22 protein-coding genes and 2 tRNA genes are annotated in these 24,561 nt (G+C 71.1%); 8 read left to right on the top strand and 16 right to left on the bottom strand.

All coding sequences use genetic code 11. The features are described from left to right. Nucleotides 1-47 precede the first annotated feature (47 nt). Together hisN and ACFW9Z_RS04985 are read left to right on the top strand one after the other, a co-directional pair. Nucleotides 48-848 carry a histidinol-phosphatase gene (gene hisN / locus ACFW9Z_RS04990; protein WP_384634441.1) on the top strand — a complete coding sequence of 267 codons (801 nt, stop codon included), beginning with the start codon at nucleotides 48-50 and terminating at the stop codon, nucleotides 846-848. Nucleotides 849-1,097: 249 nt separating this feature from the next. Beyond that, on the top strand, nucleotides 1,098-1,505 hold the full coding sequence (locus ACFW9Z_RS04985) for a cyclic nucleotide-binding/CBS domain-containing protein (protein WP_384634437.1): 408 nt from the start codon (nucleotides 1,098-1,100) through the stop codon (nucleotides 1,503-1,505). 70 nt (nucleotides 1,506-1,575) lie between these two features. On the opposite strand, the gene ACFW9Z_RS04980 is transcribed toward ACFW9Z_RS04985, so the two are convergent. Continuing rightward, complete coding sequence (locus tag ACFW9Z_RS04980; RefSeq protein WP_384634435.1) at nucleotides 1,576-3,045, bottom strand: catalase; 1,470 nt, start codon at nucleotides 3,043-3,045, stop codon at nucleotides 1,576-1,578. A 147-nt stretch (nucleotides 3,046-3,192) separates the two neighbouring features. Between ACFW9Z_RS04980 and ACFW9Z_RS04975 the strand changes: the two genes are divergently transcribed. After that, nucleotides 3,193-3,612 carry a Fur family transcriptional regulator gene (locus tag ACFW9Z_RS04975; RefSeq protein WP_384634432.1) on the top strand — a complete coding sequence of 140 codons (420 nt, stop codon included), beginning with the start codon at nucleotides 3,193-3,195 and terminating at the stop codon, nucleotides 3,610-3,612. A gap of 118 nt (nucleotides 3,613-3,730) precedes the next feature. Here ACFW9Z_RS04975 and ACFW9Z_RS04970 read toward each other — a convergent pair. The 4 genes from ACFW9Z_RS04970 to ACFW9Z_RS04955 all read right to left on the bottom strand — a co-directional run bounded on the left by ACFW9Z_RS04970 (nucleotide 3,731) and on the right by ACFW9Z_RS04955 (nucleotide 9,495). Continuing rightward, a tRNA-Met gene (locus ACFW9Z_RS04970) sits at nucleotides 3,731-3,804 on the bottom strand. A 78-nt stretch (nucleotides 3,805-3,882) separates the two neighbouring features. Next, entirely contained in the window at nucleotides 3,883-6,168 is a 2,286-nt protein-coding gene (locus tag ACFW9Z_RS04965; protein ID WP_384634429.1) for a tetratricopeptide repeat protein, read from the bottom strand. Between the two features lie 211 nt (nucleotides 6,169-6,379). After that, nucleotides 6,380-6,453 (bottom strand) — tRNA-Met (locus ACFW9Z_RS04960). Between the two features lie 42 nt (nucleotides 6,454-6,495). Then, nucleotides 6,496-9,495 carry a UPF0182 family protein gene (locus ACFW9Z_RS04955; protein WP_384634635.1) on the bottom strand — a complete coding sequence of 1,000 codons (3,000 nt, stop codon included), beginning with the start codon at nucleotides 9,493-9,495 and terminating at the stop codon, nucleotides 6,496-6,498. A gap of 138 nt (nucleotides 9,496-9,633) precedes the next feature. On the opposite strand from ACFW9Z_RS04955, the gene ACFW9Z_RS04950 reads away from it, so the two are divergent. Next, nucleotides 9,634-10,194: a PPA1309 family protein gene (locus ACFW9Z_RS04950; RefSeq protein ID WP_384634426.1), complete on the top strand. Its 561-nt coding sequence runs from the start codon at nucleotides 9,634-9,636 to the stop codon at nucleotides 10,192-10,194. Nucleotides 10,195-10,389: 195 nt separating this feature from the next. Here the strand turns inward: ACFW9Z_RS04950 and ACFW9Z_RS04945 are convergent, their stop codons facing one another. From ACFW9Z_RS04945 to ACFW9Z_RS04935, 3 genes are all read right to left on the bottom strand, one after another. Continuing rightward, a complete protein-coding gene (locus ACFW9Z_RS04945) occupies nucleotides 10,390-11,493 on the bottom strand; it encodes a PDZ domain-containing protein (RefSeq protein ID WP_384634423.1) in 1,104 nt (367 codons plus the stop codon). Between the two features lie 411 nt (nucleotides 11,494-11,904). Next, on the bottom strand, nucleotides 11,905-12,366 hold the full coding sequence (locus ACFW9Z_RS04940; protein WP_384634421.1) for a molybdenum cofactor biosynthesis protein MoaE: 462 nt from the start codon (nucleotides 12,364-12,366) through the stop codon (nucleotides 11,905-11,907). 127 nt (nucleotides 12,367-12,493) lie between these two features. Further along, nucleotides 12,494-13,651, bottom strand: coding sequence for an SDR family oxidoreductase (locus tag ACFW9Z_RS04935; protein WP_384634417.1), 1,158 nt, complete (start codon nucleotides 13,649-13,651; stop codon nucleotides 12,494-12,496). A gap of 190 nt (nucleotides 13,652-13,841) precedes the next feature. On the opposite strand from ACFW9Z_RS04935, the gene ACFW9Z_RS04930 reads away from it, so the two are divergent. Both ACFW9Z_RS04930 and ACFW9Z_RS04925 read left to right on the top strand, forming a co-directional pair. Continuing rightward, nucleotides 13,842-15,278 (top strand): zinc-dependent metalloprotease, encoded by a 1,437-nt coding sequence (locus tag ACFW9Z_RS04930; RefSeq protein WP_384634414.1) that lies wholly within the window; start codon nucleotides 13,842-13,844, stop codon nucleotides 15,276-15,278. Further along, nucleotides 15,275-15,814 (top strand): NUDIX hydrolase, encoded by a 540-nt coding sequence (locus ACFW9Z_RS04925; RefSeq protein ID WP_384634411.1) that lies wholly within the window; start codon nucleotides 15,275-15,277, stop codon nucleotides 15,812-15,814. The genes ACFW9Z_RS04930 and ACFW9Z_RS04925 overlap by 4 nt, the downstream gene beginning before the upstream one ends. A gap of 78 nt (nucleotides 15,815-15,892) precedes the next feature. Here ACFW9Z_RS04925 and ACFW9Z_RS04920 read toward each other — a convergent pair whose 3' ends face one another. From ACFW9Z_RS04920 to ACFW9Z_RS04905, 4 genes are all read right to left on the bottom strand, one after another. Beyond that, nucleotides 15,893-16,648 carry an AIM24 family protein gene (locus ACFW9Z_RS04920; protein WP_384634408.1) on the bottom strand — a complete coding sequence of 252 codons (756 nt, stop codon included), beginning with the start codon at nucleotides 16,646-16,648 and terminating at the stop codon, nucleotides 15,893-15,895. Between the two features lie 17 nt (nucleotides 16,649-16,665). After that, nucleotides 16,666-17,346: an AIM24 family protein gene (locus ACFW9Z_RS04915; RefSeq protein ID WP_384634405.1), complete on the bottom strand. Its 681-nt coding sequence runs from the start codon at nucleotides 17,344-17,346 to the stop codon at nucleotides 16,666-16,668. A 12-nt stretch (nucleotides 17,347-17,358) separates the two neighbouring features. Next, nucleotides 17,359-19,032: a TerD family protein gene (locus tag ACFW9Z_RS04910; RefSeq protein WP_384634402.1), complete on the bottom strand. Its 1,674-nt coding sequence runs from the start codon at nucleotides 19,030-19,032 to the stop codon at nucleotides 17,359-17,361. Nucleotides 19,033-19,170: 138 nt separating this feature from the next. Next, nucleotides 19,171-19,794, bottom strand: coding sequence for a M48 family metallopeptidase (locus ACFW9Z_RS04905; protein ID WP_384634400.1), 624 nt, complete (start codon nucleotides 19,792-19,794; stop codon nucleotides 19,171-19,173). Nucleotides 19,795-20,107: 313 nt separating this feature from the next. Here ACFW9Z_RS04905 and ACFW9Z_RS04900 point away from each other — a divergent pair, with 313 nt between their 5' ends. After that, nucleotides 20,108-21,274, top strand: coding sequence for a ThiF family adenylyltransferase (locus tag ACFW9Z_RS04900; RefSeq protein ID WP_384634397.1), 1,167 nt, complete (start codon nucleotides 20,108-20,110; stop codon nucleotides 21,272-21,274). A gap of 63 nt (nucleotides 21,275-21,337) precedes the next feature. Beyond that, complete coding sequence (locus ACFW9Z_RS04895) at nucleotides 21,338-22,765, top strand: ABC1 kinase family protein (protein ID WP_384634394.1); 1,428 nt, start codon at nucleotides 21,338-21,340, stop codon at nucleotides 22,763-22,765. A gap of 79 nt (nucleotides 22,766-22,844) precedes the next feature. Here ACFW9Z_RS04895 and ACFW9Z_RS04890 read toward each other — a convergent pair whose 3' ends face one another. The 4 genes from ACFW9Z_RS04890 to ACFW9Z_RS04875 all read right to left on the bottom strand — a co-directional run bounded on the left by ACFW9Z_RS04890 (nucleotide 22,845) and on the right by ACFW9Z_RS04875 (nucleotide 24,444). Further along, nucleotides 22,845-23,060, bottom strand: coding sequence for a hypothetical protein (locus ACFW9Z_RS04890; RefSeq protein WP_384634391.1), 216 nt, complete (start codon nucleotides 23,058-23,060; stop codon nucleotides 22,845-22,847). A gap of 165 nt (nucleotides 23,061-23,225) precedes the next feature. Continuing rightward, a complete protein-coding gene (locus ACFW9Z_RS04885) occupies nucleotides 23,226-23,585 on the bottom strand; it encodes a hypothetical protein (RefSeq protein WP_384634389.1) in 360 nt (119 codons plus the stop codon). Continuing rightward, nucleotides 23,582-23,950, bottom strand: coding sequence for a WhiB family transcriptional regulator (locus ACFW9Z_RS04880; protein WP_384634387.1), 369 nt, complete (start codon nucleotides 23,948-23,950; stop codon nucleotides 23,582-23,584). Before ACFW9Z_RS04880 ends, ACFW9Z_RS04885 begins: the two co-directional genes overlap by 4 nt. Before the next feature lie 164 nt (nucleotides 23,951-24,114). Further along, nucleotides 24,115-24,444 carry a hypothetical protein gene (locus ACFW9Z_RS04875; protein WP_327220449.1) on the bottom strand — a complete coding sequence of 110 codons (330 nt, stop codon included), beginning with the start codon at nucleotides 24,442-24,444 and terminating at the stop codon, nucleotides 24,115-24,117. Nucleotides 24,445-24,561 lie beyond the last annotated feature (117 nt).

The following is a 24,561-nucleotide window of genomic DNA, read 5'->3' as shown; positions in this document are numbered from 1 at the left end:
CCGGGGGCCGGTGGCCCCCGGCCCGTACCGCTGGATACTGTGACGGCATGCCCGACTACCACGATGATCTGCGCCTCGCCCACGTACTGGCGGACGCCGCCGACGCGGCGACCATGGACCGGTTCAAGGCTCTCGACCTGAAGGTGGAGACCAAGCCGGACATGACGCCGGTGAGCGAGGCCGACAAGGCCGCCGAGGAGCTGATCCGCGGCCATCTGCATCGGGCCCGCCCGCGCGACGCGATTCTGGGCGAGGAGTACGGGGTCGAGGGCACCGGGCCCCGGCGCTGGGTGATCGACCCGATCGACGGCACCAAGAACTACGTGCGCGGTGTGCCGGTGTGGGCGACGCTGATCTCGCTGATGGAGGCGGGAGAGAACGGTTTCCAGCCGGTCGTCGGCGTGGTCTCCGCGCCCGCGCTGAACCGGCGCTGGTGGGCCGCGAAGGGCGCCGGCGCGTACTCCGGGCGCAGCCTCACCTCCGCGACCCGGCTGCACGTGTCGAAGGTGGAGACCATCGCGGACTCCTCGTTCGCGTTCTCCTCGCTGAGCGGCTGGGAGGCGCAGGGCCGCCTGGACGGCCTCCTGGACCTGACCCGGGCCTGCTGGCGGACGCGGGGGTACGGGGACTTCTGGCCGTACATGATGGTCGCGGAGGGTTCCGTGGACATCTGCGCCGAGCCGGAGCTCTCCCTCTGGGACATGGCGGCGAACGCGATCATCGTGCAGGAGGCGGGCGGCCGGTTCACCGACCTGGACGGGGCCGACGGACCCGGCGGCGCCAACGGGGCCGCGTCGAACGGGCTGCTCCACGACGAGCTGCTGGGCTATCTCAACCAGCGCTACTGACACTTCCGCCGGTCACCGGGCGCCCGGGGACGCTGTCACTTCCACCGGTCATCGGACGCCGGGGGACTCTGTCACTTCCGCCGGTCATCGGGCGCCCCGGGGACGCCGTGCGTGCTCACGCACTCCCCCGGCGCGCGCCCGGTCCACCCCTTGTCGACCCGCCCCAAGGGTGCAACTCTGAGAGTCCCCCCACTTGTGAACTTGTGAATCGGCTCACAGAGTCGGCGCACCGAGGAGGTGGCTCGTTTCATGCTCGTCCGTGACGCCATGAGCACGGTGGTCCTCACCATCGGCCCCACCCATACGCTCCGCCAGGCGGCCCGGCTGATGTCGGCCCGCCGGATCGGAGCTGCCGTCGTCCACGACCCGGACACCTGCGGACTCGGGATCATCACCGAGCGCGACATACTCGACGCGGTCGGCTCGGGCCAGAACCCCGATCTGGAGACCGCCGCCGCCCACACCACCACCGACGTGGTGTTCGCCGCCCCGGCCTGGACCCTGGAGGAGGCCGCGGAAGCCATGACGCACGGCGGGTTCCGGCACTTGATCGTGCTGGACGGCAACGGCCCGGTGGGCATCGTGTCGGTGCGCGACATCATCCGGTGCTGGGCGCCCACCCGTCGCCGTACGGTCGCGGCCGCCGGGCCGGCGTAATCCTCTGCGAACGCCCGGTGGGCCGGATCCCCGCGAGGGAGCCGGCCCACCGTCGACGGCAAGCGTCCGGTCAGCCGCGAAGGGCCTGGACCGCGGCTTCCAGCCGCTTGCCGAAGTCGCCGTCCGCCTGGCGGAAGTTGTTGATCGCGCGCTCGGCGATGTCGTCGCGCGAGACCTGGGAGATGAACCCGGCGAGGTTGTCGATCAGCCGGGCCTTCTCGTCCTCGGAGAAGAGCCGGTAGAGGTTCCCGGCCTGCACGAAGTCGTCGTCCTCCGCGTGGCTGGGGGCCTCGGTGTTGCCGGTGGTGCCGCTGACCGGCACGGGCTGCCAGAGCGGGCGGTCCGTCTGGAAGGGGCCGCCGAAGCTGTTCGGCTCGTAGTTCCTGGCGCCCCGGTGACGGCCGTCGTAGAGGTAGCCGTCCCGGCTGTTGGTGCGCGCCTCGGTGGCGTGCGGGCGGTTCACCGGCAGGTGGTCGGCGTTGATGCCGACGCGGTAGCGGTGGGCGTCGCCGTACGCGAAGAGACGGCCCTGGAGCATCTTGTCCGGGGACGGGCCGATGCCCGGCACGAAGTGCGCGGGGCTGAAGATCGACTGCTCGACCTCGGCGAAGATGTTCTCCGGGTTGCGGTTGAGCTCCAGCTTGCCGATCTCGATCGGCGGGTAGTCCTCGTGCGGCCACACCTTGGTGAGGTCGAACGGGTTGAAGCGGTACGTCGCCGCGTCCGCCGCAGGCATGATCTGGACCTGCACCGTCCAGGACGGGAAGTCCCCGCGCTCGATCGACTCGCGCAGATCGCGCTGGTGGCTGTCGGGGTCCTCACCGGCGAGCTTGTCGGCCTCGGCCTGGGTGAGGTTCTTGATGCCCTGGTCGGTCTTGAAGTGGTACTTGACCCAGAAGACCTCACCGGCCTCGTTGTTCCACTGGAAGGTGTGCGAGCCGTACCCGTTCATGTGGCGCAGCGTGGCCGGGATGCCCCGGTCACCGAAGAGCCAGGTCACCTGGTGCGTCGACTCGGGCGACAGCCCCCAGAAGTCCCAGACGTTGTCCGCCTCCTGCGAGCCGGTGTACGGGTCGCGCTTCTGGGTGTGGATGAAGTCGGGGAACTTGATGGCGTCCTTGATGAAGAACACCGGGGTGTTGTTGCCGACGAGGTCGTAATTGCCCTCCTCGGTGTAGAACTTCAGCGCGAAGCCGCGCGGGTCGCGCACGGCGTCGGCGGAGCCGAGGTTTCCGGCCACCGTGGAGAAGCGCAGGAACGTCTCGGTCTGCTTGCCGACCTCGGAGAGGAACTTCGCCCGGGTCCACTGCGTCACGTCGCGGGTCACGGTGAAGGTGCCGTACGCCCCGGCGCCGCGGGCGTGCACGACGCGCTCCGGAATGCGCTCCCGGTTGAAGTGCGCGAGCTTCTCCAGCAGCGCCTGGTCCTGGACGAGAACCGGACCGCCGACGCCCGCGGTCTCGCTGTTCTGGTTGTCGGCGACCGGAGCCCCGGCCTCCGTGGTGAGCGGTCCCTGCGTCACGTGCGCCTCCTGCGTCATGTCCCTGTACAGATTTCTGGTTCCCGTACAGCCCTGTCCATTGGCTAATGCCGTTCTCGATCCTACAATGGACAATGTCTAAGTCAAGCGAGCATCCAAAGTCACACCCGATCGGGACTCGATCCCGCCACTGTTAGGCTGGGCTGCATGAGCGACCTGCTGGAACGACTCCGTGGACGCGGCTGGCGCATGACGGCGCAGCGGCGTGTCGTGGCCGAGGTCCTCGACGGGGACCATGTGCACCTGACGGCTGACGAGGTCCACGCGAGGGCCGTCGACAAGCTGCCCGAGATCTCCCGTGCCACCGTCTACAACACCCTGGGCGAGATGGTGTCCCTCGGCGAGGTGCTGGAGGTCTCCACCGACCGCCGGGCGAAGCGGTACGACCCGAACGCCCACCGCCCGCACCACCACCTGATCTGCGGCCAGTGCGGCGCCATCCGCGATGTGCACCCGGCGGGCAACCCGCTCGCGGACCTGCCGACGGAGGAGCGCTACGGCTTCACGGTCTCCGGCGTCGAAGTCACGTACCGCGGGCTCTGTCCGAGCTGCGCCGCCTCCGCCTGAGCACTCCTGGGCCGGGCCCGTCTCCTGTGAGGCGGGCCCGGCTTTCCGTTGCCGGGGCAGTTCTCGGACATGGCGAAGGCCCGGATCTCTCATCGAGATCCGGGCCTTCGTTCTTCAGTAGCGGGGACAGGATTTGAACCTGCGACCTCTGGGTTATGAGCCCAGCGAGCTACCGAGCTGCTCCACCCCGCGTCGGTGAATGCAACATTACGTCAGCGGGTCGAACGGCGCAAATTCATTCAGCCCGGCCCCCGGGAGGCCGTCCCGGTGTCACGCGGTGAGCTCCTGGTGCAGCGCCTCGCGCAGCCGCGCGGCCCGCTCGGCGACCTCGGCCGGGCCCAGCTCCACGGCCCGGGCACACCAGCGCTGCCCCTCGGTGAGCTCGCCCCGGCGGGCGGCCAGCAGGGCCAGCCGCAGCGCGGCCCGGCCGTGACCGGCGTTGGCCGCGCGGCTCCACCACAGGGCGGCCTCGCGCTCACTGCCCTCGCGGGCCAGCAGCAGCCCCAGGTTGAAGGCCCCGTTGCGGCTGCCCGCCTCGGCGGCCTCCCGGTACCAGTGGGCGGCGCTCTCCACGTCGCCCCGGGCGGCGGCGAGCATGCCGACCCGGACCTGGGCGCGGCGGTGGCCCTGCTGGGCGGCCCGCTCGTACCACTCCTCGCACTCGGTCTTCTCCGGCATCGGCTCGCCCAGCGCGGGCGGGCCCGGCGGCGGCTGGCGCGCGTCCAGCACCCCGGCCAGCCGGAACGCCGCCTCGGCGCTGCCGCCACCGGCCGCGCAGCGCAGATGGCGCTCGGCCTCCCGGTCCTCACCGTCGCGCAGCAGGGCCATGCCGACCTGGAGCGCGGCGTCGGTGTGCCCGGCCGCCGCGGCCCGCTGGTACCAGCCCAGCGCCGTACGGTCCTCGTCGCGCCCGGCGTGCAGGATGCCGAGGTTGAAGGCGGCGTCCACGCTGCCCGCCTCGGCCGCCTTGGAGAACCAGGGCTCGGCTCCGGTGTGGTCCCCGGCCTGGAGGAGGAGGACGGCGAGCGCGTTGGCGGCCTCGCGGTGTCCGGCGTAGGCGGCGCGGCGGTACCACTGCTCGGCCTGCGGCGTACGGTCCTGGGCGGCGCAGAGCAGCCCGAGGTTGTACGCCCCGTTCACGTCACCGGCGTCCATGGCGGCCCGGTACCAGCGCTCGGCGGTCTGCTGCTCGCCGCGCGCCGCGTGCAGGGCGCCCAGCGCGTTGGCGGCGTTGCCGTCGCCGTCCTGGGCGGCGCGCAGCCACCAGACGGCGGCACTCTCCTCGTCGCCCGCGTCGCGCAGCAGGAAGCCCAGCGCGCAGGCGGCGCGGGCCTCACCGTCCTTGGCCGCCGTGAGGTACCAGCGGCCCGCCTCCTTGAGCTCGCCGCGCTGCTCCAGGATGGCGCCGAGGTGCAGGGCCGCGCGCCGGTGTCCCCGGGCGGCGGCGCGGCGGTACCACTGCTCGGCCTCGCCGACCCGCCCCGCGGCCGGACCGGCCACGGGGCTGTCACCGTCGGCCCCGCTCTTCCCGCCCTTCGCGCCTGTCACACCCTTCGCAGCGGTCGTGCCCGCGGTCCGCGCGTCGGTGGCGGCCGGGCCGGCGGAGGGTCCGAGGCCCATACCGGTGCGGCCGGTGCCGGTCCCCCGGCCCAGGCCGAAGGCGTCGTGCGGGTCCTCGACGGCGTTCCGCTCCAGGGTGCGGGCCAGCCGGTACGCGGCCTCCCGGTGCCCCTGCTCGGCGGCAACGCGCAGCCAGCGCTCGGCGCCGACATCGCCCCGGTGCTCCAGGAGGTCGGCGAGCGCGTAGGCGCCCAGCGCATGGCCCTGCTCGGCGGACTGGCGGAGCCAGTACTCGGCCCCGGGCTCGTCGCCGCGCTCCCGGAAGTGGCGGCCGAGCGCGTGCGCGGCGGCGGCGGAACCGGCCACGGCGGCGATGCGCCACCAGCCGGCCGCCTCGTCCGGGTAGCCGCGCTGGTGGAGCAGGACGCCCAGGTTGTTGGCGGCGGCACGGTCGCCGTCGGCGGTGGCGGCGCGGAGGTAGGTCTCGGCGCCGTCCAGCTCGCCCCGGCGCAGCAGCAGGGCGCCCAGCACGCTCATCGACGCGGTGTCCCCGGCCTCGGCCGCGCGGCGGTGGCGCGCCTCGGTCTCGGCACTGTCCGCCGCGTCGACCGCGTCCGTGGTGTCCGCGTCGGCGGTGGGCACGTCCGAGACGGCCTTGTGCGAGGTGCCCGTGTGCGACGTGCCCGTGTGCGAGGCCGTCGTGTGCGGGGCGCTTTCGGCGCGTACGGCTTCGACGTCCGCGCCGTCCGCGCTGTCCGGCGTCACGATGGCGTCACCCGTGACGCGCCTCCCGCCCCGGGCCGGCGCCTCGACAGCGGGTCCCGCTCCACCGGCGGTGGTGGCGTCCGCCACTCCGGGTGTGCTCACGCTCGCCCCGGCCGCCCCGGCGATGACAGCTGCGAAAGCCGCATCTGCCACCTTGTCCGCCTTCTGGCCGCGCCGCTGCACAAACCGCCCTGTCTCCAACAGAGTTGCCCTGTCCCCCATAAATACCATCGTCGCACCACCTGTAACCCGCGTACACCTGGTATATCGCGGTCAGTGAGGTCACTTCAGCGTTTTGTCGACATGCCCACAGAGAGACAAGTCAAACACGTCGGAACCCAACTGGTGCCCAGCGAACCGCACTTCACGCCCACCGTCCGAGAAAGACACGACGACATGACGAAGGCCCGGATCCCATAGGATCCGGGCCTTCGTCTTTCAGTAGCGGGGACAGGATTTGAACCTGCGACCTCTGGGTTATGAGCCCAGCGAGCTACCGAGCTGCTCCACCCCGCGCCGTTGTGTTCAAACCGTACCACGGCGCGGGGTGGTGCCTTCTCAGGTGCCCTGGTCGCCGCCCGGCTCGGCCTCGTCGCCCTCGTCGGGCTTCTTGGCCGCGTCGGCTCCCTCGTCCTTCTCGGGCTTCTCCGGCTTCTCCGCCGCATCGGCCTTGTCCGCCTTGTCGGCCTCGCTGCCGGCCTTGGGCTGGGCCTTGGCCGCCCGCTCAAGAGCCTCCTGGAGCGCGTCCTGGGCCTTGCCGTAGGCAGGCCAGTCCTGCTCCTTCAGCGCCTTCTCGCCGTCGGAGTACGCCTTCTGGGCGTCCGCGATGGCCTTCTTGAGCGCTTCGCTGCCGGTGGCCGGGGGCTTCGTGGTGTCGCCCGGCGGCTCACTGGGATCGGGCGGTGTGGTGTCCGATTCGCCGTCGACCCCGAAGACCGCGTTGAGCGCGTCTCCCAGGTTGTTCTCAAAGACGATCTTCGAGCCGTACGAGGCGGCCACCTTGCGCAGCAGCGGGTAGTTCTGGGTGCCACCGCGCGTGTAGACCGGCTCGATGTAGAGGAAGCCGCCTTCGAGCGGCACCGTCAGCAGGTTGCCGTAGTCGATGTCGGAGTCCGTGCCCTTGAGGTTCCTCACGAACTCGGCGACGTCGTCGTTACCGTTCAGCTCACTCTGTACCTGGCCCGGGCCCTTCACCGTGGAGGTGACCCGGAGCAGTCTCATCGTGCCGTAGTCCTTGCTGGCCGCGTCCGCGTTCACCGCCATGAAGGCGCCGAGGTTCGGCCGCCCCCTGGGGGTGAACGTGGTGGTCAGGGAGAACGCCTGCTGATCCTGGCCCGGCATCTTCATGGACAGGTAGTACGGCGGAACGGAACCCGACTCCTTGGTCGTCGGGTCGTCCGGCACCTGCCACGCGTCGGAGCCGCTGTAGAACTGCGCGGGGTCCTCGACGTGGTAGCGGGTGAGCAGCTCGCGCTGGACCTTGAAGAGGTCCTGCGGGTAGCGCAGGTGGTCCATGAGCGCCTGCGAGATCTCCGAACGGGCCTTCACCGTGCCCGGGAACGCCTTGCGCCAGGTCTTGAGGACCGGGTCCTTGGTGTCCCACTCGTAGAGCCTGACCTTGCCGTCGTACGCGTCGACGGTGGCCTTGACCGAGTTGCGGATGTAGTTGACCTGGTTCTGCTGGGCGACGACCGCGCGCTGGTTGGTGGTCAGCGAGTCGGCCGTGGTGTCGCCGAGCGTCGTCCGGGACGCGTACGGGTAGCCGTTGGTCGTGGTGTAGGCGTCGACGATCCACTGGATGCGGCCGTCGATGACCGCCGGGTAGGCGTCACCGTCGATGGTCAGCCACGGGGCGACCGCCTCGACGCGCTCCTTGGGCGTGCGGTTGTACAGGATGCGCGAGCCCTCACCGATGGCTCCCGAGTACATGATCTGCGGCTCGCTGAAGGAGACCGCGTACGCGGCGCGGTTGAACGTGTTGGAGAGACTGACCCCGCTGTCGCCCTTGTAGCTGGTGGTCTTCTCGCCGTCCTCCTCGTAGTCGAGCTCCTTCTGGGGCCCGCCGACGATGGAGTACTGCTCGGTCTTCTCGCCGTAGTAGATCCGCTGCTCGTAGTCGCCCAGCTCACCGGTGGAGGGCAGGCCCGACTCGGTGAAGTCCGGGGACCCCGTCGGGTTGGTGCCGGTGGTGGTGCCGCGGGCCGCGATAGCGCCGTAGCCGTGGGTGTACGTGAAGTGGTCGTTGATCCAGTTCCGCTTGGGCAGGCCCTGGATGTTCAGCTCACGCAGACCGATGATCGTGTCCTGCTCCTTGCCGTCCTCGCCCTTGTAGCGGTCGACGTCGAGCGTCTTGGGGAACTGGTAGTAGTTCCTCCGCTGCTGGAGCTGCTGGAAGGCCGGGGAGACCACGTTGGGGTCCATCACGCGGTAGCTGGCAGCCGTGTTGGCGGCGGCACGCAGCTTGGTGTCATCCGTCGTGGTGGCCTGGCCCGAGTAGTCCTCCATCACGGCGTCATCGATGTCGTACGCATCGCGTGTCGCGTCGATGTTCTTCTGGATGAAGGGTGCTTCCTTGGCCTGCTCGTTCGGCTGGACCTGGAACTTCTGCACGATCGCCGGGTAGAGCCCGCCGATCAGGATCGCCGAGAGCACCATCAGGCCGAAGCCGATGACCGGCAGCTGCCAGGTGCGGCGCCAGAGCGTCGCGAAGAACAGCACGGCGCAGATCGCCGCGATGCAGAACAGGATGGTCTTCGCCGGGAGATAGGCGTTGGCGTCGACGTACCGCAGGCCCGTCCAGTTCTCCGCGGCCTTGAAGTCACTGGACTTCACCGCGAGCCCGTACCGGTCGAGCCAGTAGGCCACGGCCTTCAGGGAGACGAAGATGCCGAGCAGCACCGAGAGGTGGCCGGTGGCCGCTCCGGTGGCGCGGGCGCCGGGGCTGGTGATGCGCAGCCCGCCGTACAGGTAGTGGGTCAGGGCGGCGGCGATCAGCGAGAGCACGGTCGCCGCGAAGCCGAAGCCCAGCAGGAAGCGGTAGAACGGCAGGTCGAAGGCGTAGAAGGCGACGTCCAGCTGGAACTGGGGGTCCTTCTGGCCGAACGGCACGCCGTTGATGTACATCAGCCACGTGCGCCACTGGCCGGAGGCGGATGCTCCGGCGATCAGCCCGACGAGCGCGGTGACGGCGAGCAGCACCCACTTCTTGAAGGGGGCGACGCTCATGCGGTAGCGGTCCAGGCTCTGCTGCTCCAGCGACATCGCGCTCAGCGGCGGCCGGAGCCGGTGCGCGAGCCAGATGTTCACGCCGATGGCCAGGGCCATCAGCAGTCCGAAGACGAGGAACAGTCCGATCTTGGTCCACAGGGTGGTGGTGAAGACGGAGGAATACGCGACCGACCGGTACCAGAGCCAGTCCGTCCAGAACCCGGCGAACATGACGAAGGCCATGGCGAGAACCGCCAGGACCCCCAAGGTCATGAGCAGGGTACGGACGCGCCGGGACGGGCGGCCGACACTGATCCGTGGCCCCGTGGGGCCTCCGCCGCGGTCCGGCATCTGGAAAGCCAACGTGCGCACCTCGAAGTTCGCGGGTCGTGTGGAGCGGGCCTCAGCGGTAGCAGAGCCCACCTATGCAACTTACTGAAGCTTTACCTAGTTCCCGATACCGGGGCCGAAGGAGGCAGGATATTGCCCATGCCCAACGTTTCCCCCGCAGGACCCCCGATGGCCGCGAGCCCGCTCACCGTCGCCGTCCTCGAAATCGACGCCTATGCCTCCACTCTCGGCTGGGACCAGCCCGCCCGGCTGTTCGCCCTGGTCGACACCGCCCGGCTGCGGGTCCAGGAGCCCGCTCTGGCCACTCAGCTCGGGCTGGACGACGCCGCCTCCACGACCGCTTCCCTCACCCCGATCGAGCAGGACGAGCTTCCCGCCGGTACCGCCCTGGACGAATTCCTCGGCACCATCGCCTGGCCCGACGCCGTGGTCGGCTGCGCCATGACCGTGGAGCGGCTGATGCTGCCGCCGTCCGCCGAGGCCTCCGTACCGGAGGGGCTCAGCGACAAGAAGCTCACCCAGTGGGTGGCCAAGCACCCCGACCGGCAGGAGGTGCGGATGACGGTGGCCGTACTGCGGGACGGGGCGCGCGAGTCCGCCGTACGGCTGCGCGAGAAGGACTCCCCCACGGAGGTGCTGACCGGAGCGGGTCTGGTCCCGGGGCTCGCCGAAGCCCTCGCGGCGACGTTCGAGTCCTGACCGGCCCCTTCGGGTTCTGACCGGCCTTTTCGAGTGCTGGCCGGCCCCTTCGGGTTCTGACCGGCCTCTTCGAGTGCTGGCCCAGGGGACGTTCGGCTTCCGGCCCCTGGGCTGTTCGAGGTTCTGCCCCGGATCCATGTCCCCGGTCCGCCCGTTCGTGGCGGGCCGGGGGCGGGTCGGGCCGGGGCGTGGCGGTCAGCCGGCCGAGCAGCTAGGCAGCGCGTCGGTCTTCCCGGCGCTGATCTTCTCCAGCGACTTCACGGCGTCGTCGAGGGTCTTGACCCGGACCAGCGTCAGCCCGTCCGGGGTGTCCGCGGCGGCCGCGGCGCAGTTCTCGTCGGGCGTCAGGAAGTAGCTCGCGCCCTCGTCACGGGCGCCGACCAGCTTCATGGTGATCCCGCCGATCGGGCCGACCTTGCCCTCGTCGTCGATGGTCCCGGTGCCCGCGATGAACTTGCCGCCGGTCAGACTGCCCGGGGTGAGCTTGTCGATGATGCCCAGCGAGAACATCAGACCGGCGCTGGGCCCGCCGACGTCCGCGAGCTTGATCTCGATCGTGAACGGGAACCTGTGGTCCGTCCCGGCCCTGATGCCGACGATCGCCCGGTCCTTCCCGCCCTCCTCCGAGGCGGGCGCCCTCTCGGTGGTGATGGTGACCTTCCGGTCGCCCTCGGGGGTCCGGCCGGCCTTCTCGGCGGCGGCCGCCTCCTTCGCCGGGATGATGGTGAACGTGACGTCCTCGCCGGGCTTGTGCTTGGTCACCAGCTCGGCGACGTCGCCCGGCTCCTTGACCTCGGTGGAGTCGACGGCCTTGATCACGTCACCCGCGTGCAGCTTGCCCTCGGAGGGGCTGTCCTTGACCACGCTGGCGACGATGACCTGGGTGGCGACGGGGATGTCCAGCTCCCTCAGGGCGGCCACCTTGGCGCTCTCCTGGGACTGGCTGAACTCCTCGGCGTTCTCCTGGGTGGACTGCTCCTCGGTCTTGCCGTCCGGGTAGAGCGTGTCGTGCGGGACGACGACGCTGTCGTGGGCCAGCCAGCCGTAGACGGCCTGGCCCAGGTTCATCCGGTAGTCCGCTCCGGTGACCCGGACCGTCGTCATGTTGAGGTTCCCGGTGGTCCGGTACGTGCCGGGGCCCTCGATCCGCAGGACCGGCTCGCCACGCGTCTCGCCCAGGGTGTTCACCGTCGGCCCGGGAGACATCTCCGCGTACGGCACGTTGATGAGCAGACCTGTGCAGCACAGCACGATGAGAAGGAGGGTGGAGGCGAGCATCGTCGCGGTGCGGCGTGGCATGGAACGACAGTACGGGAAGGGTCTGTCGGTGCACCGCCGGGGCCGGTCCGTACGGGGAGGGCCGAGAACGCGGCGGAAAGAAGGTCACGCGGCGTCCGGCGGCCTCGGGAAGCCTCAGAGAGCCTCGGAACCGGAGTGCGATTTCTCCATCGCGTCACGGAACCTGGCATACCCGGCGAGTTCGGTGACATCGCCGGTCGTGCGATTGCGAGCAGCCCACGTCGCCCATATCGCACCGCCGACAGCAGCGAAAAGGGGAATCAGCAACCAAGCGAGTGCCGCCATCACGACCTCCCTACCCCATGAGCGACCGAGTGATCGATCTGCAGATTAACGATCCGGAAGACCAACGCTCGTGGCAGGGGTGCGGTTACGCAAATCGGGGCTGATCCGCCCCGGTCCGGTTTGCGCTCAGCAGGCCCCGACCCACTCCTCCGTGCCGTCGGAGAAACGCTGGTGCTTCCAGATCGGAACCTCGTGCTTGAGGTCGTCGATGAGCTTGCGGCAGGCCGCGAAGGCCTCCGCGCGGTGCGGGCAGGCGACGGCGACGACCACCGCCAGATCACCCACCTCCAGTTCACCCACCCGGTGGACGGCGGCGAGGCCGCGGACCGGGAAGTCGGCGACGACCTTCTCCGCCACTCGGCGCAACTCGTCCTGGGCGGAGGGATGGCAGGAGTAGCCCAGCGCACCGACGTCCTGTCCGCCGTCGTGATCGCGCACGGTGCCGACGAAGAGGGCGATGCCGCCCGCGCTGTCGTCCCCGACGGCACGGAAGACCTCGTCGACGGAGAGCGCGGTCTCCCGGATCGCCAGCAGCCGGATGGGGTCCGCTGCCGCCTGCTCGCCGGGGTGGTCCTGAGTGCGTGCCATGCCCCCATCGTGCCGTACGCCACCGACATCGTGGAATTGCCTGTTCACCCGGCGGACGCACAGCCGCGTTGGAGCCTCCTACAGGCCGTCTGCGGGCCCCTGCGGACGCGGTCGGATGCGGACGCGGTCAGATGCGGCGGCGGGCCTTGCGGGCGCGGCGGACCAGGGCGGCCGTACCGAGCAGGGCGACGGTGGCACCCGCGGCGGTGGCCGTGGCGGCGGTGGCGTCCTTGCGGCCGAGGCGGCGCCCGGCGACCGTGTGGCGTCCCTCGACCTCTTCGAGGAGCGCTCCGAGGACCTCCTCGTTGGTCCACTTGGGCCGCCATCCCGCGTCGTGCAGACGGCTCACGCTGACCACCCAGGGGTGCATCGTGTACGCGAGGTCCCCGGCCGGGGACGGGGTGAGCCCGATCCGGTGCAGCCGGGCGGCCGCCCCCAGGGCGACGGCGGAGGGCAGCTCCATCCGGCGTACGCCGCTGAGCTCCTCGACCTCCTCCTGTTCGAGCCAGCCGTCGCAGCCGACCGCGAGCTCCCCGTCGATCTTCTCCAGGGCGGCGTACTCCAGGGCCGTCACCAGGTCCTCGACATGGCAGAACTGCCAGGTGGGGCGGGAACCGGCGACAACCAGGAGACGCGGTGACTCGAAGTAGCGGGTCAGCGCGGTGTCGGTGCCGCCGACCAGGACGGTGGGGCGTACGACGGTGACGTTGAGCCCGGGGTGGGCGCGGGGCGCGCGGCGGCCGAGCCGTTCGATCTCCAGGAGGTCGCCGACGCCGGTGGCCTCGGCGGTGGCGCGCAGCTCGGCGTCCTCGGAGAGGGGCACGTCGTTGTCGGGCAGCGCCCCGTAGACCATCGCCGAGGTGCACAGCACGACCCGGCGGACCCCGGCGGCGGCCGCTGCGGTGAGGACGGTCTGGGTGCCCCGTACGTTGTACGCGGTACGGGCGGCGGGGTCGGTCTCCAGGTCGAGATCGAGCGCCAGGTGCACCACGACGTCCGCGCCGCGCAGCTTCTCCGCAATGGCCGGGTCGCGGACGTCCAGGATGTGCCAGGTCGCCTCGGAGACCTCTCCGCGGCGTTCGTCGATCGCGATGACCTGCTTGATCTCGTCGGATGCGGCGAGATGGGCGGTCAGCAGCTCACCCACGCCGGTCGCGGCACCGGTGACCGCGACCACGGGGCCCCGGTTCCTGGGGGTCCTGGGGTGTTTCTTTTCGGATGTGCTTTCGGGCGAGGGGTCGGTCAGGTTTCGCGCTGCGCGAACCTGCGGATCTGGGGAACTCACCGGGCGTCTCCAGCGGTTGTCTTCAGTACGTACCCGAATGACGCGTACGTACCAGGTGGCGTCCATCCTGCCGCAGGCCGGGAGTCGGCGGAGCACTGAGGCCCGAAGCGGGCGTGGTGTCTACGCTGGATGGTGATGTCGGGCAGTCGCCGCCGGTTCGAGCCGGCGGCCCTACGAGCCGAGGAAACCCGTGAGTGACACCCCATTCGGATTCGGCCTTCCGCCGGAGGAGCCGGAGAACGGCGACGAGGGCAAGAAGAAGGACCCCACCGAAGGTGGGCAGAGCGCGGGCGGGCCGGGGAACCCGTTCGGCTTCGGGCCGGGGGCGGGCGGGGACAACCCGTTCGCCGCGATGTTCGGCTCGATGAACCCGAACGATCTCGGTGCGGCCTTCCAGCAGCTCGGCCAGATGCTGAGCTACGAGGGCGGTCCCGTGAACTGGGACATGGCCAAGCAGATCGCCCGCCAGACCGTCTCCCAGGGGACGCCGGACGGCACCAAGGACGCGAGCGTCGGCCCGTCCGAGCGGACGGCGGTCGACGAGGCGCTGCGGCTGGCCGATCTCTGGCTGGACGGAGTGACGTCGATGCCCTCCGGTTCGGTCTCCACCGTGGCGTGGAGCCGCGCGGAGTGGGTCGAGGCCACGCTGCCCGCCTGGCAGCAGCTGGTCGACCCGGTGGCCGAGCGGGTGGGCGCGGCGATGGGCGATGTGCTGCCCGAGGAGATGCAGGCCATGGCGGGCCCGCTGATCGGCATGATGCGGTCCATGGGCGGCGCCATGTTCGGCCAGCAGATCGGGCAGGCCGTGGGTGTGCTGGCCGGTGAGGTGGTCGGTTCCACCGATATCGGGCTGCCGCTCGGCCCGGCGGGCAAGGCCGCGCTGCTCCCGCTGAACGTGGCGCGGTTCGGCAAGGACCTCAGCGTCCCGCAGGACGAGGTGCGGCTGTATCTGGCCCTGCGCGAGGCCGCCCACCAGCGGCTCTTCGCCCATGTGCCGTGGCTGCGCTCGCACCTGTTCGGCGCGGTCGAGTCGTATGCGCGGGGCATCAAGGTCGACACCAGCAAGCTGGAGGACGTCGTCGGCCAGTTCGACCCCTCGCAGCCCGAGCAGTTGCAGGACGCCCTTCAGCAGGGCATGTTCCAGCCCGAGGACACGCCCGAGCAGAAGGCGTCCCTGGCCCGTCTGGAGACGGCTCTCGCGCTCGTCGAGGGCTGGGTGGACGCGGTGGTCCACGAGGCCGCCAAGTCCCGGCTGACCTCGTCGGACGCCCTGCGCGAGACGATGCGCAGGCGCCGTGCCTCCGGTGGTCCGGCCGAGCAGACGTTCGCCACGCTCATCGGTCTCCAGCTGCGCCCGCGCCGGCTGCGGGACGCCTCGCGCCTGTGGGCCTCGCTCACCGACGCCCGGGGCCTGGAGGGCCGGGACGCGCTGTGGGCGCACCCGGACATGCTGCCGACCGCCCATGACCTGGACGACCCGGACGGCTTCGTCCACCACGAGCAGGCGGACTTCTCCGAGCTGGACAAGATGCTCGGCGAGGCCGCGAAGGGCCCGCAGAAGCCCGCCGACGGCAACGAGGGCGTCGAGGACAAGGGCGAGGACGGCAAGGACGGCCGCGACCAGTGACCTTGCACGACGACGCCACCCTCGTACTGAAGGGTTACGCCCCCGAGGGCGAGGGCGGTGACCAGGCGGAGCTGCGCCAGGCCTACCTGGACCATCTGGCACTCCACGCCGACGGCATGTGGAAGGCGTGCGGGGCCGGGCATGTGACGGCCAGCGCCCTGGTGATCGATCCGGAGCGGGAGAAGGTGCTGCTCACCCTGCACCGCAAGCTCCGGATGTGGCTCCAGATGGGCGGGCACTGCGAGGAGCAGGACGCCACCCTGGAGGCGGCGGCGCTCCGTGAGGCGACGGAGGAGTCCGGCATCACGGGGCTCACCCTGCTGCCGGGCGGCCCGGTCCGGCTGGACCGGCACGCCATTCCCGCGCCCTGCAACTGGCACCTCGACGTGCAGTACGCCGCGCTGGCCCCGGCCGGAGTGGCGGAGCGGATCAGCGAGGAGTCCCTGGAGCTGCGCTGGTTCGGGTACGGGGACGTGTCCGGGGTAGCCGACGCCTCCGTCGTACGGCTGCTGGAGGCGACACGCGCCCGGCTGTAGCGGCGGGGCTTCATCGATACGCGTAAGGGGCGGCCTCTATAGAGGCCGCCCCTTACCGCTGTGCTCTGCGGGTACCGGTCAGCTCCAGGCGTTGTTCTGGTTCTGGCCGTAGGCGCCCTGCTGGCCCACGCCGAACTGGGCGCGGGCGCCCTGGCCGATCTGGGCGTTCTGCGGGGGCATGACCTCGCTCGGCTGGACCAGGGCGAAGCCCTGGCCGAGGAAGCTGAGCTCCCAGCCCTCCCCGGTGTTGCCGCGCCGCCGGAAGACGCCGGAGGAGTGCGTCTGGGCCTGCATCTGCACCCGCAGGGCGCTGGACCAGGCGACGATCGCGTCGGCGTCCACATTGACGTACTTCTCCGGCGTGACCTGCATCATCAGGGGCTGGCCGGAGGTCATGAGCGCGACCTTGCCGGTGCCGGAGATGTTGAGCTGGTACTTGCCGCTGCCGGAGATCCCGTACTGGCTGTCCACCGCGATGACCTCGGTGTGCAGCGAGGAGTCGAGCGCGAGGACGTAGGAGCTGTCCACGGTCATCCCCTCGCGGTCGACATCCACGACGTGGATGTACTGGGCGAGGTTGGCGAAGAAGACGGTGCCCTGGCCGGAGACCCGCATCAGGTCGAGGCCCTCACCGGTGTGCGCGCGGGCGCTGCGCTGCCCATGCGACTGGTACTCGCCGTCGAAGTCCATCAGGCCCTGGTAGGCGACCATGGCGCCCTTGCGGGCGAGGACGTCGTCCTGCCCGGTCAGCGCCACCCGCAGGAGCTGCGGGTTCTGGACCGTGTACCGGTCCTGGGACTGCTGCTCGGTGTGGCTGAAAAGCGGACTCTGCATGGTGTGTTCTCCTCCCCTCAGTTCCGGATCCGCAGGCGGTCCGTACTGTCCTCGCTCGGCTGGACGACGACGATGCCCTCCCCGGAGAAGGCCATCTGGTACGCCTCCCCGCTGCCCCGGCCGATCAGCGCCCCGGCCTTGAAGCTGCGCTTCCCCTTCACCTTGAGGTGCGTGGACCAGGCGACCAGGGCGTCGGGGTCGACATACGTCTCGTCCTCGCCGCGTCCGCAGTCGACGACGATCGGGGTGCCCCGGGAGGTGATGGCGACCCATCCGGTGCCCTGGACGACGACGTTCCACAGCCCCTGGCCGGCGAACTTGGCCATCCCCTTGACCCGCTCGACGCTCCAGGTGAGGTGGGCGTCGTAGGCGAGGAGGTTGGTGCCGTTGACCGAGATGGACTCGTTGTTCAGGTTGATGACGACCACGTCGGCGCCGTAGTCGGCGAGGTAGAGCAGTCCGTCGCCGGAGCACTTCATGACGGGCGCGCCCTCGCCGGTGATCCACTGGGAGGCGATCTGCCGGACGGCAGGCGGGTTGGGCTCGTACTGGATGAAGCCTTCGTACGCCACCATCGAGCCGGTGCGCGCGTAGAGGTCCTGCCCGGAGGCCATGGCGACCTTGAGCATGGCCGAGCCGTGGTTCTCCATCCGGGCCGTGACGGGGGTCGGGACGTAGCCCGCGAGTTGCTGGTTCATGACGGGCTCCCTCTAGACCTCGTAGGGCTGGACGACGATGAAGTTGCCGGGGGCTCCCCGGAACTGGAGGTTCACGGCCTCGCCGCTGTGCCCCGGGTAGGCGTTGCGGCGCAGCCGGACCTGGCTGGAGACGATCACCTGGGAGGCGGCCGACCACGCCACCACCGCGTTGCAGTCGGCGAACGTGGTGGGGGTGACCGGCAGGACGACCGGGGTGCCGTGGGTCTTGATGATCACGGTGCCGGTGCCCTGGAACTGCATGGTGAACAGGGCGCCGCCGGGGATGCCGTGCCCCTCGACCCGGCGGACCTCGTACTGGAGGGACTCGTCGAAGGCGAGGACGCTCTCGGCGGAGACGCAGATGGCGTCGCCCTGGAGCTCGATGGGGTGCAGATACGAGCCCTCCTCGGCGAGGAATACCTGACCGCGGCCGGTACACCGCATCAGCTGCATCTCCTGGCCGGTGGCGTTGCCGACGACCCGGCCGACGAAACCGGCTCCCTTGTAGCCGAAGTCGACCTTGCCCTGGTACATCACCATGCTGCCCTGGCGGGCCAGCACCCCGGTGCCGCCGATGGTCAGGTCCACGCGCATGAGCTGCTGGTTCTGCGGGGTCCAGCGCTGCCCGGTGGGGGTCTCCTTGTACTTCTGGAGGGCCGCCTGGAGCCCGGCACCGGCCGCCGGAACGCCCTGGGGCACGCCTTGCGGCACGCCGGGGGGCTGCTGCCCGAAGGGGGGCGGGGCGGGCTGCCCGTACGGGGCCGGTACCGGCTGACCGTAGGGCGCGGGCGCGGGCTGGCCGTAGGGGGCGGGCGCCGGCTGACCGTAGGGGGGTGTGGGCGGGGCGCCCTGGCCCGGGATCTGGCCGGGGGGCTGGCCGAACTGCGGCTGCGGGGGCGGGGGCGGCTGGTGACCGGGCTGGCCGTACGGGGGCGGGGCCAGGGGCGCCTGCGGGGTGAGCGGGGCCGCGATGGTGGGCGCGGCGTGCATCGGCTGCTGGGGCGCGGGGGCGGGCGCGGGCGGGGCGCCGAAGGACGGTGCGGGCTGCGGGGCCTGGGGGGCGGGTGGGGCACCGAAGGCCGGAGGCTCGGCGGCCGGGGCGGGCGGCGGGGCGAATCCCGGGGCTGCCTGCGGGGCGGCGGCCGGTGCCTCTTCCTCCTCGGCGACCTCGCCGCCGAAGTTCTTCAGGAGCGCTTCGAGACCGCCGTCGAAGCCCTGGCCGACGGCGGCGAAACGCCAGACGTCCTTCAGGTAGAAGTCACCGAGCATCACCGCGCGCTCGGTGGTGAACTCCGAGCCGGTGAAGGCGTATCTGACCACTTCCTCGCCGCCCGCGACGATCCGGATGTACCCGGGGCCGACCTGCGACATCTGGCCCGGTCCGTCGATCGTCGCGGTGAAGGAGAGCTTCTGGATGGCGGCCGGGATGCGGTCGAGCGTGACGCGGAAGGACTCGGTGTCGCCGGACTGCGCGCCGAGGAGCTGAATGGACTCCTCGGGCGATTTCGGCTGGTTGAAGAAGATGAAGTACCGGTCGTCCGAGAGCTGTTCGTCGGCGTCCAGACCGAAGCAGCTGATGTCGAAGGTCAGCCCAGGGGCGGCGATCTGCACACCTACGTACAGATCTGTCCCCGGTGTGAGATCACTGAGCTTGGCCTTGTGGCCTCGTTGGAATTCCCTGGCCATACGTAACGACCGTCCCCCATCCCGAAGGTGTATGCGTCGCGTCAGGCTAACCGCAATCGCCGACATCCGGCCAAGCCGGTACACACCCGGTACAGAATCGCCGGACGCGGACCGTCGCAACCCCCGAACGCGCCGGTCTCACTCCTCGCGCGCGGCCGGCAGACGGGGCAGCCGATCGGCCGCCACCACTCCTTCGAGGTAGCCGCGGGCCCGCTCGGTGCGGGGGTACGCCTCCAGCAGCCGCCAGAACTCCGGGCCGTGGCCGGGCACGAGCAGATGGGCCAGCTCATGGGCGAGTACGTAGTCGACGACGTACTCCGGCATGCCCTGGAGCCGGTGCGAGAGCCGGATGCTGCCCTCGGCAGGGGTGCACGAGCCCCAGCGGGTGTTCTGGTTGGTCACCCAGCGCACCGAGGCGGGCCGCGCCCGGCCGCCGAAGTACTGGGCGGACAGGCACTCGGCCCGCTCCGTGAGCTCGGCGTCACCGAGGACCCGTCTGCTCTCCTGGGCCGCGAGCTTGTCGAGCATCACTCCCACCCAGCGCCGCTCCTCGGCCTCCGACATCCGGGCAGGGATCAGCACGATCGTGCGGTCGCCCTCCCGGTACGCGGAGACCGACTTCCTGCGCCGGGTACTCCTGCGGACCTCGACCGCGCTCGTCGCCGAGGCGCGGGGCGCACGGGCGGCCGCGCCGCGCTGATGGCTTGCGGCACTGCGCGCGGGGGTCTCCCCGGCGACGCCGGGTGACGGGTCTGCGGGCACGCCTCGACGTTACCCGCTGTATGTGGGGGAAGTCCCGCCTCCGGGTCCGTTCACCTCCGATGCCCGCCATTCCTCCGCACGACGGGCGGCCTGCCCGCGCCATGACCCGCACCATTGCCCACGCCATGACCCGCACCGTTGCCCGCACCATTTGAACGACTAATACCCCCTACCTGTGGATAACTCCGCGCACGCTTCGCCGACGGCGCGCATTCTGGCAATGGCTCGACGCGACCGGGAATCCTCCCGGCACGCGGTCACGACACCGATCGGGGGGAAAGCCGTGCGTCTCGGGGGAGAAGTCCCGCATCCGATGCTGAAGCCCGCGCTGCGCCGTGCGTGGCGCGGACGGAACACCGTGCAATTCGGGGTGACACCGGCACACGCCGTGACACTCGGCCCGGTGGACATCGCCACAGGGAGCTTTCTGGAACTGCTCGACGGAACGCGCGGCCTGCCGCTGCTGCGCGAGGAGGCGCGCGCCCTCGATCTGTCGGACCGTCATGTGGACGTCCTGGTGCGGCGGCTGGCGGAGGCGGGCCTGCTCGACGATGTACGGGCCGGTGGGCCACAGGCGGATGTGCTGTGCCGGCGGGCCGAGGTGATGGAGCGTCAACGCCCTGATGTGGCCTCGCTCTCCGTCGTCCATCCCGGACCGGGCGAGGGTCTGCGCCGGATGGCGGCCCGGCGGGCGATGCGGGTCCAGGTGCGGGGTGCGGGCCGGGTCGGTGCGTCGGTCGCGGCGGTGCTGTCCGGGGCGGGGGTGGGCCGGGTGGAGGTGCTGGACGGGGGCCGGGCCGAGCCGGCGGACGTGGCTCCGGCCGGGCTCCCGCCCGCGGCCGTGGGGGAACGGCGCGATACGGCGGCCCGTCGGCTGGTGCGCCGGGCTGCCCCCGGGCCCGCGCCCCGGTCGCGGGCGGCGGAGGCGGACCGGGGCGCGGCCGGTGGGCCGCCGGGCCTGTCGGCGGGTGGGGAGCCCGGTCTGTCCCTGATCGTCGTCGCGCCCCGGGACGGCCTCTCGGTGTACGCGCCGGTCCCGGACATCGCGGCGCCCTGGATCGCGTCCGGGACTCCGCACCTCTACGCGGGAGTGATCGAGGCCACGGGGGTGGTCGGGCCGCTCGTGCTCCCGGGCGGCACGGGGTGCGCGGGATGTCTGGAGCTGCACCGCGCGGACCGGGATTCGCAGTGGCCCCGGATGCTGGCGCAGTGGCGCTCGGGGCGGCGGGGAGCGGTGCCCGCCTGCGATCTGGGGCTGGCCACGGCGGTCGCCGGTCTCGCCGCGGCGCACGCCCTGTCCTTCCTGGACGGGGAGCTGCCGGGCAGCACCGGGGCCCGGTGGGAGGCCGCGCTCCCCCTGCTGGACTGGCGCTGCGAGCGGATCGGCCCCCACGCGGACTGTTCCTGCGGTGCGGCGGAGCACGGCAGGGGGGAACGGGCCTCCGACGCGATTTCGGCTCAGGACACAATGGCCGGGTGACCGCCGTCGACGGGTGACACCGGAGGATCAAGCGGCACGGCAGTCTGGGAACTGGAGGGGCACATGTCTGATCTTCCCCGGAAGGCGGTTACACGTACCGCCAAACTGGCCGCGCTCCCGCTCGGCTTCGCCGGCCGTGCCACATGGGGTCTGGGCAAGCGGATCGGCGGCAGATCCGCCGAGCTGGTCGCCCGCGAGGTGCAGCAGCGCACGGCGGACCAGCTGTTCAAGACCCTGGGCGAGCTGAAGGGCGGGGCGATGAAGCTGGGCCAGGCGCTGTCCGTCTTCGAGTCGGCGCTCCCCGAGGAGGTCGCGGGCCCCTATCGCGCCGCGCTGACCAAGCTGCAGGAGGCGGCGCCGCCCCTGCCCGCCCACACGGTCCACGCGGTGCTCGCCGAACGGATCGGCGAGGAGTGGCGGGAGTATTTCCTGGAGTTCGAGGACAAGCCGTCGGCCGCCGCCTCGATCGGGCAGGTGCACCGGGCGGTGTGGCACGACGGGCGCGAGGTCGCCGTGAAGGTGCAGTATCCGGGTGCGGGCGAGGCCCTGCTCTCGGACCTCACCCAGCTCAGCCGCTTCGCCCGGCTGCTCGGCCCCCTGGTGCCGGGGATGGACATCAAGCCGCTCATCAAGGAGATGCGCGACCGGGTGTCGGAGGAGCTGGACTACGAGCTGGAGGCGCAGGCCCAGCGGGAGCACGCGGCGGAGTTCGCGGACGATCCCGATGTGGTGATCCCGGGGGTGGTGCACCAGTCCGACCAGGTGCTGGTGACGGAGTGGATCGACGGGATCCCGCTGGCCGAGGTCATCGCGGACGGTACGGAGGAGCAGCGGGACCGGGCCGGACAACTGCTGGCGCGCTTCCTCTTCTCGGGCCCGGCACGCACCGGCCTCCTCCACGCCGACCCGCACCCGGGGAACTTCCGGCTGCTGCCGGCTGCGGGGAGCGATCTGGGCGGCTCGGACGGGGAGGCCGCCCCGGACGGTGCCTGGCGGCTGGGGGTGCTGGACTTCGGTACGGTCGACCGCCTTCCGGGCGGGCTGCCGGGGACCATCGGTGAATCCCTGCGGATGACGCTGGAGGGGAACGCCGCCGCGGTGTACGGGCTGCTGCGGGAAGAGGGCTTCGTGAAGGAGTCGGTCGCCCTGGAGCCGGACGAGGTGCTCGACTACCTGCTCCCGATCATCGAGCCCGCGCAGGTGGAGGAGTTCACCTTCTCCCGGGGCTGGCTGCGGGACCAGGCCGCCCGGATAGCTGATCCGCGCTCCCCCGCCCATCAGCTCGGCAGGCAGCTGAACCTTCCGCCGTCCTACCTCCTGATACACCGGGTGACGCTCAGCACGATCGGGGTGCTGTGCCAGCTCGGTGCGGCGGTCCGGCTGCGGGACGAACTCGAAGCGTGGCTGCCCGGGTTCGTGGCGGAGCCGGAGCTGTCCGAGGCCGTCCCGGAGACCGAGGAGCTGGAGACCGTCCCGGAGGGCGACCGGTAGCCGGGGGCCGAGGAGGCGGGGGGCGTGCCGGAGGGCGGCCGGTAGCCGGGGCAGCACCGGGGCGGGGCGGGGTGTCCGGTCACCACCAGAGGGAGTCGAGGCGGCTCTCGATCGCTCTGATGTGGAGACGGGCACAGGTCTCGCAGAAGTGGAGGCGGCGGCCGTCCTCCACGGAGGAGATCCAGGTCACCGGGGCCGTCCCGCCTTCGGCCGCGGTGCCGCAGCGGGCGCAGACCACAGGTCCGGCAGCCGGTGGTTCAGCCGGTCGATCGGGGGGATGCGTCTCCTCGTCCACGTCGTGACGATATCCCCGCCACCGGAACCGGGCAGCACAACGCACCGCGGGGCCGTCCTCGTTCGGACGGCCCCGCGGTGGGGTGGTGGCTGCTCACCGGGCAGAGCGGTTGCCCGGTGAGCAGCCGTGGTGCTGCTCCTGCGTGGAGCGGAGAGGTGGGGCCTCTCAGTGCATGACGGCCATGGCCAGCGCCCGGCGGGCGCGCAGCGAGGCGCGCTCCGCTCGGCGCTGCATCCGGCGGGCGACCATGAGACGCGCCGCCTGGCGGTCCCCCTCGGCCTCCCGCAGGCGGTCGCGCATATGCGCACGAGCCAGGGCTTCTGGGATGAGTTGCATCTCGCGGGTCCTGTTCTGGCGCGAGTCGTTCGCGCCGATGATGGTGACGTCAGGGGTGGCGGAGCCGACGGGCTCCTTCGTGGGGGTGGTCATCGGTGCCTGATTCCGGGGGTCATGGGTCTGGGGACGGTCGATCGTTCCGAGGCGCAGCCACCGTGTGGGGGCGGGGGCGCCACAGCCGGCGGTCACGCTGCGACCGGGTTCTTGCGCGGACGGCCACGCGGCCGCTTGCGGGCCACGACGACACCCTGGACGAAGAGCTCGCCGCCCCAGACGCCCCACGGCTCGCGCCGCTCCTTGGCACCGGCGAGGCAGGCCTCGACGAGCGGGCAGGTACGGCAGAGGGACTTGGCGTACTCGACGTCGGCCGGGGACTCGGCGAAGAAGACCTCGGGGTCGTACGAGCGGCAGGGGACGGGTACGCCGAGGTTCTCGATGGCGTCGTCGAGCGCGGTGAGCGCGGTGAGGGGGAGCAAGGTGGAGTCCTCCGTGGAGCCGGGCGGGGAGATCGTGTCGGACTGCGGTACTGACGGGGCGTGCGTTTCGAGTTGCACGGTGGGTGGTGTCCTCGTCTGGTCGTGCCGGCCTGTTGGCCGGTTGGCGGCTGGTACTGCTGGCCCGAGGCGCCTTCGGTCCGTCTCGTCCGTTCGGACAAAACAAAAGGGCCGCGGATCCCGAGTGGGGTTCCGCGGCCCTGAGGCGCCGGCCTGATGCTGCATCAGGCTGGATCGCTCCAGGGTTCAGGCCCACGGAAGGCCCACATCGTGTGGTGCTGCTGCGTCTGCTTCTTGGCTCCGGCACCGGCTGCCGCAAAGGCATAGGCCTGAGCCTGTGCATCCTTCGCTACTGCTGCCGCCGGTGCCTCGATCGGTCGCTCATTGCGCTCCCGCATCACGGGGAGGCTCGCCAGGGACAGCGGGCTGACGGCGGAGATGCCGGACAGACCGGTGGCGCGGAGCGAAGCAGCCGAGGAGCGGGTGAGGCCGAGCGAGCAGGCGGAGACGACCGAAAGACCGGTCATTTTCTGGGTTTCGATGATGCTGATCACTTCAATCGCCTCCTCTCGGCGTCTAGGGTGACCGGCCGGAGCCGGTCGCGCGTATTCGGATAAGTACAGCACGGAATCAGGGCTTCAGAGAAGTCGCTGTTCCCGTGGTTAAGAACC

It is taken from the genome of Streptomyces sp. NPDC059452 (assembly GCF_042750035.1).
Classification (GTDB): Bacteria; Actinomycetota; Actinomycetes; order Streptomycetales; family Streptomycetaceae; genus Streptomyces.
The sequence above is the reverse complement of the archived record's forward strand: the minus strand, read 5'-3'. Positions and strand labels throughout refer to the sequence as shown.

Coding starts and splice junctions, on each gene's coding strand:
- hisN (WP_384634441.1), top strand. CDS start 48: ATGCCCGACTACCACGATGATCTGCGCCTCGCCCACGTACTGGCGGAC.
- ACFW9Z_RS04985 (WP_384634437.1), top strand. CDS start 1,098: ATGCTCGTCCGTGACGCCATGAGCACGGTGGTCCTCACCATCGGCCCC.
- ACFW9Z_RS04980 (WP_384634435.1), bottom strand. CDS start 3,045: ATGACGCAGGAGGCGCACGTGACGCAGGGACCGCTCACCACGGAGGCC.
- ACFW9Z_RS04975 (WP_384634432.1), top strand. CDS start 3,193: ATGAGCGACCTGCTGGAACGACTCCGTGGACGCGGCTGGCGCATGACG.
- ACFW9Z_RS04965 (WP_384634429.1), bottom strand. CDS start 6,168: ATGGTATTTATGGGGGACAGGGCAACTCTGTTGGAGACAGGGCGGTTT.
- ACFW9Z_RS04955 (WP_384634635.1), bottom strand. CDS start 9,495: ATGCCGGACCGCGGCGGAGGCCCCACGGGGCCACGGATCAGTGTCGGC.
- ACFW9Z_RS04950 (WP_384634426.1), top strand. CDS start 9,634: ATGCCCAACGTTTCCCCCGCAGGACCCCCGATGGCCGCGAGCCCGCTC.
- ACFW9Z_RS04945 (WP_384634423.1), bottom strand. CDS start 11,493: ATGCCACGCCGCACCGCGACGATGCTCGCCTCCACCCTCCTTCTCATC.
- ACFW9Z_RS04940 (WP_384634421.1), bottom strand. CDS start 12,366: ATGGCACGCACTCAGGACCACCCCGGCGAGCAGGCGGCAGCGGACCCC.
- ACFW9Z_RS04920 (WP_384634408.1), bottom strand. CDS start 16,648: ATGCAGAGTCCGCTTTTCAGCCACACCGAGCAGCAGTCCCAGGACCGG.
- ACFW9Z_RS04915 (WP_384634405.1), bottom strand. CDS start 17,346: ATGAACCAGCAACTCGCGGGCTACGTCCCGACCCCCGTCACGGCCCGG.
- ACFW9Z_RS04910 (WP_384634402.1), bottom strand. CDS start 19,032: ATGGCCAGGGAATTCCAACGAGGCCACAAGGCCAAGCTCAGTGATCTC.
- ACFW9Z_RS04900 (WP_384634397.1), top strand. CDS start 20,108: ATGCTGAAGCCCGCGCTGCGCCGTGCGTGGCGCGGACGGAACACCGTG.
- ACFW9Z_RS04895 (WP_384634394.1), top strand. CDS start 21,338: ATGTCTGATCTTCCCCGGAAGGCGGTTACACGTACCGCCAAACTGGCC.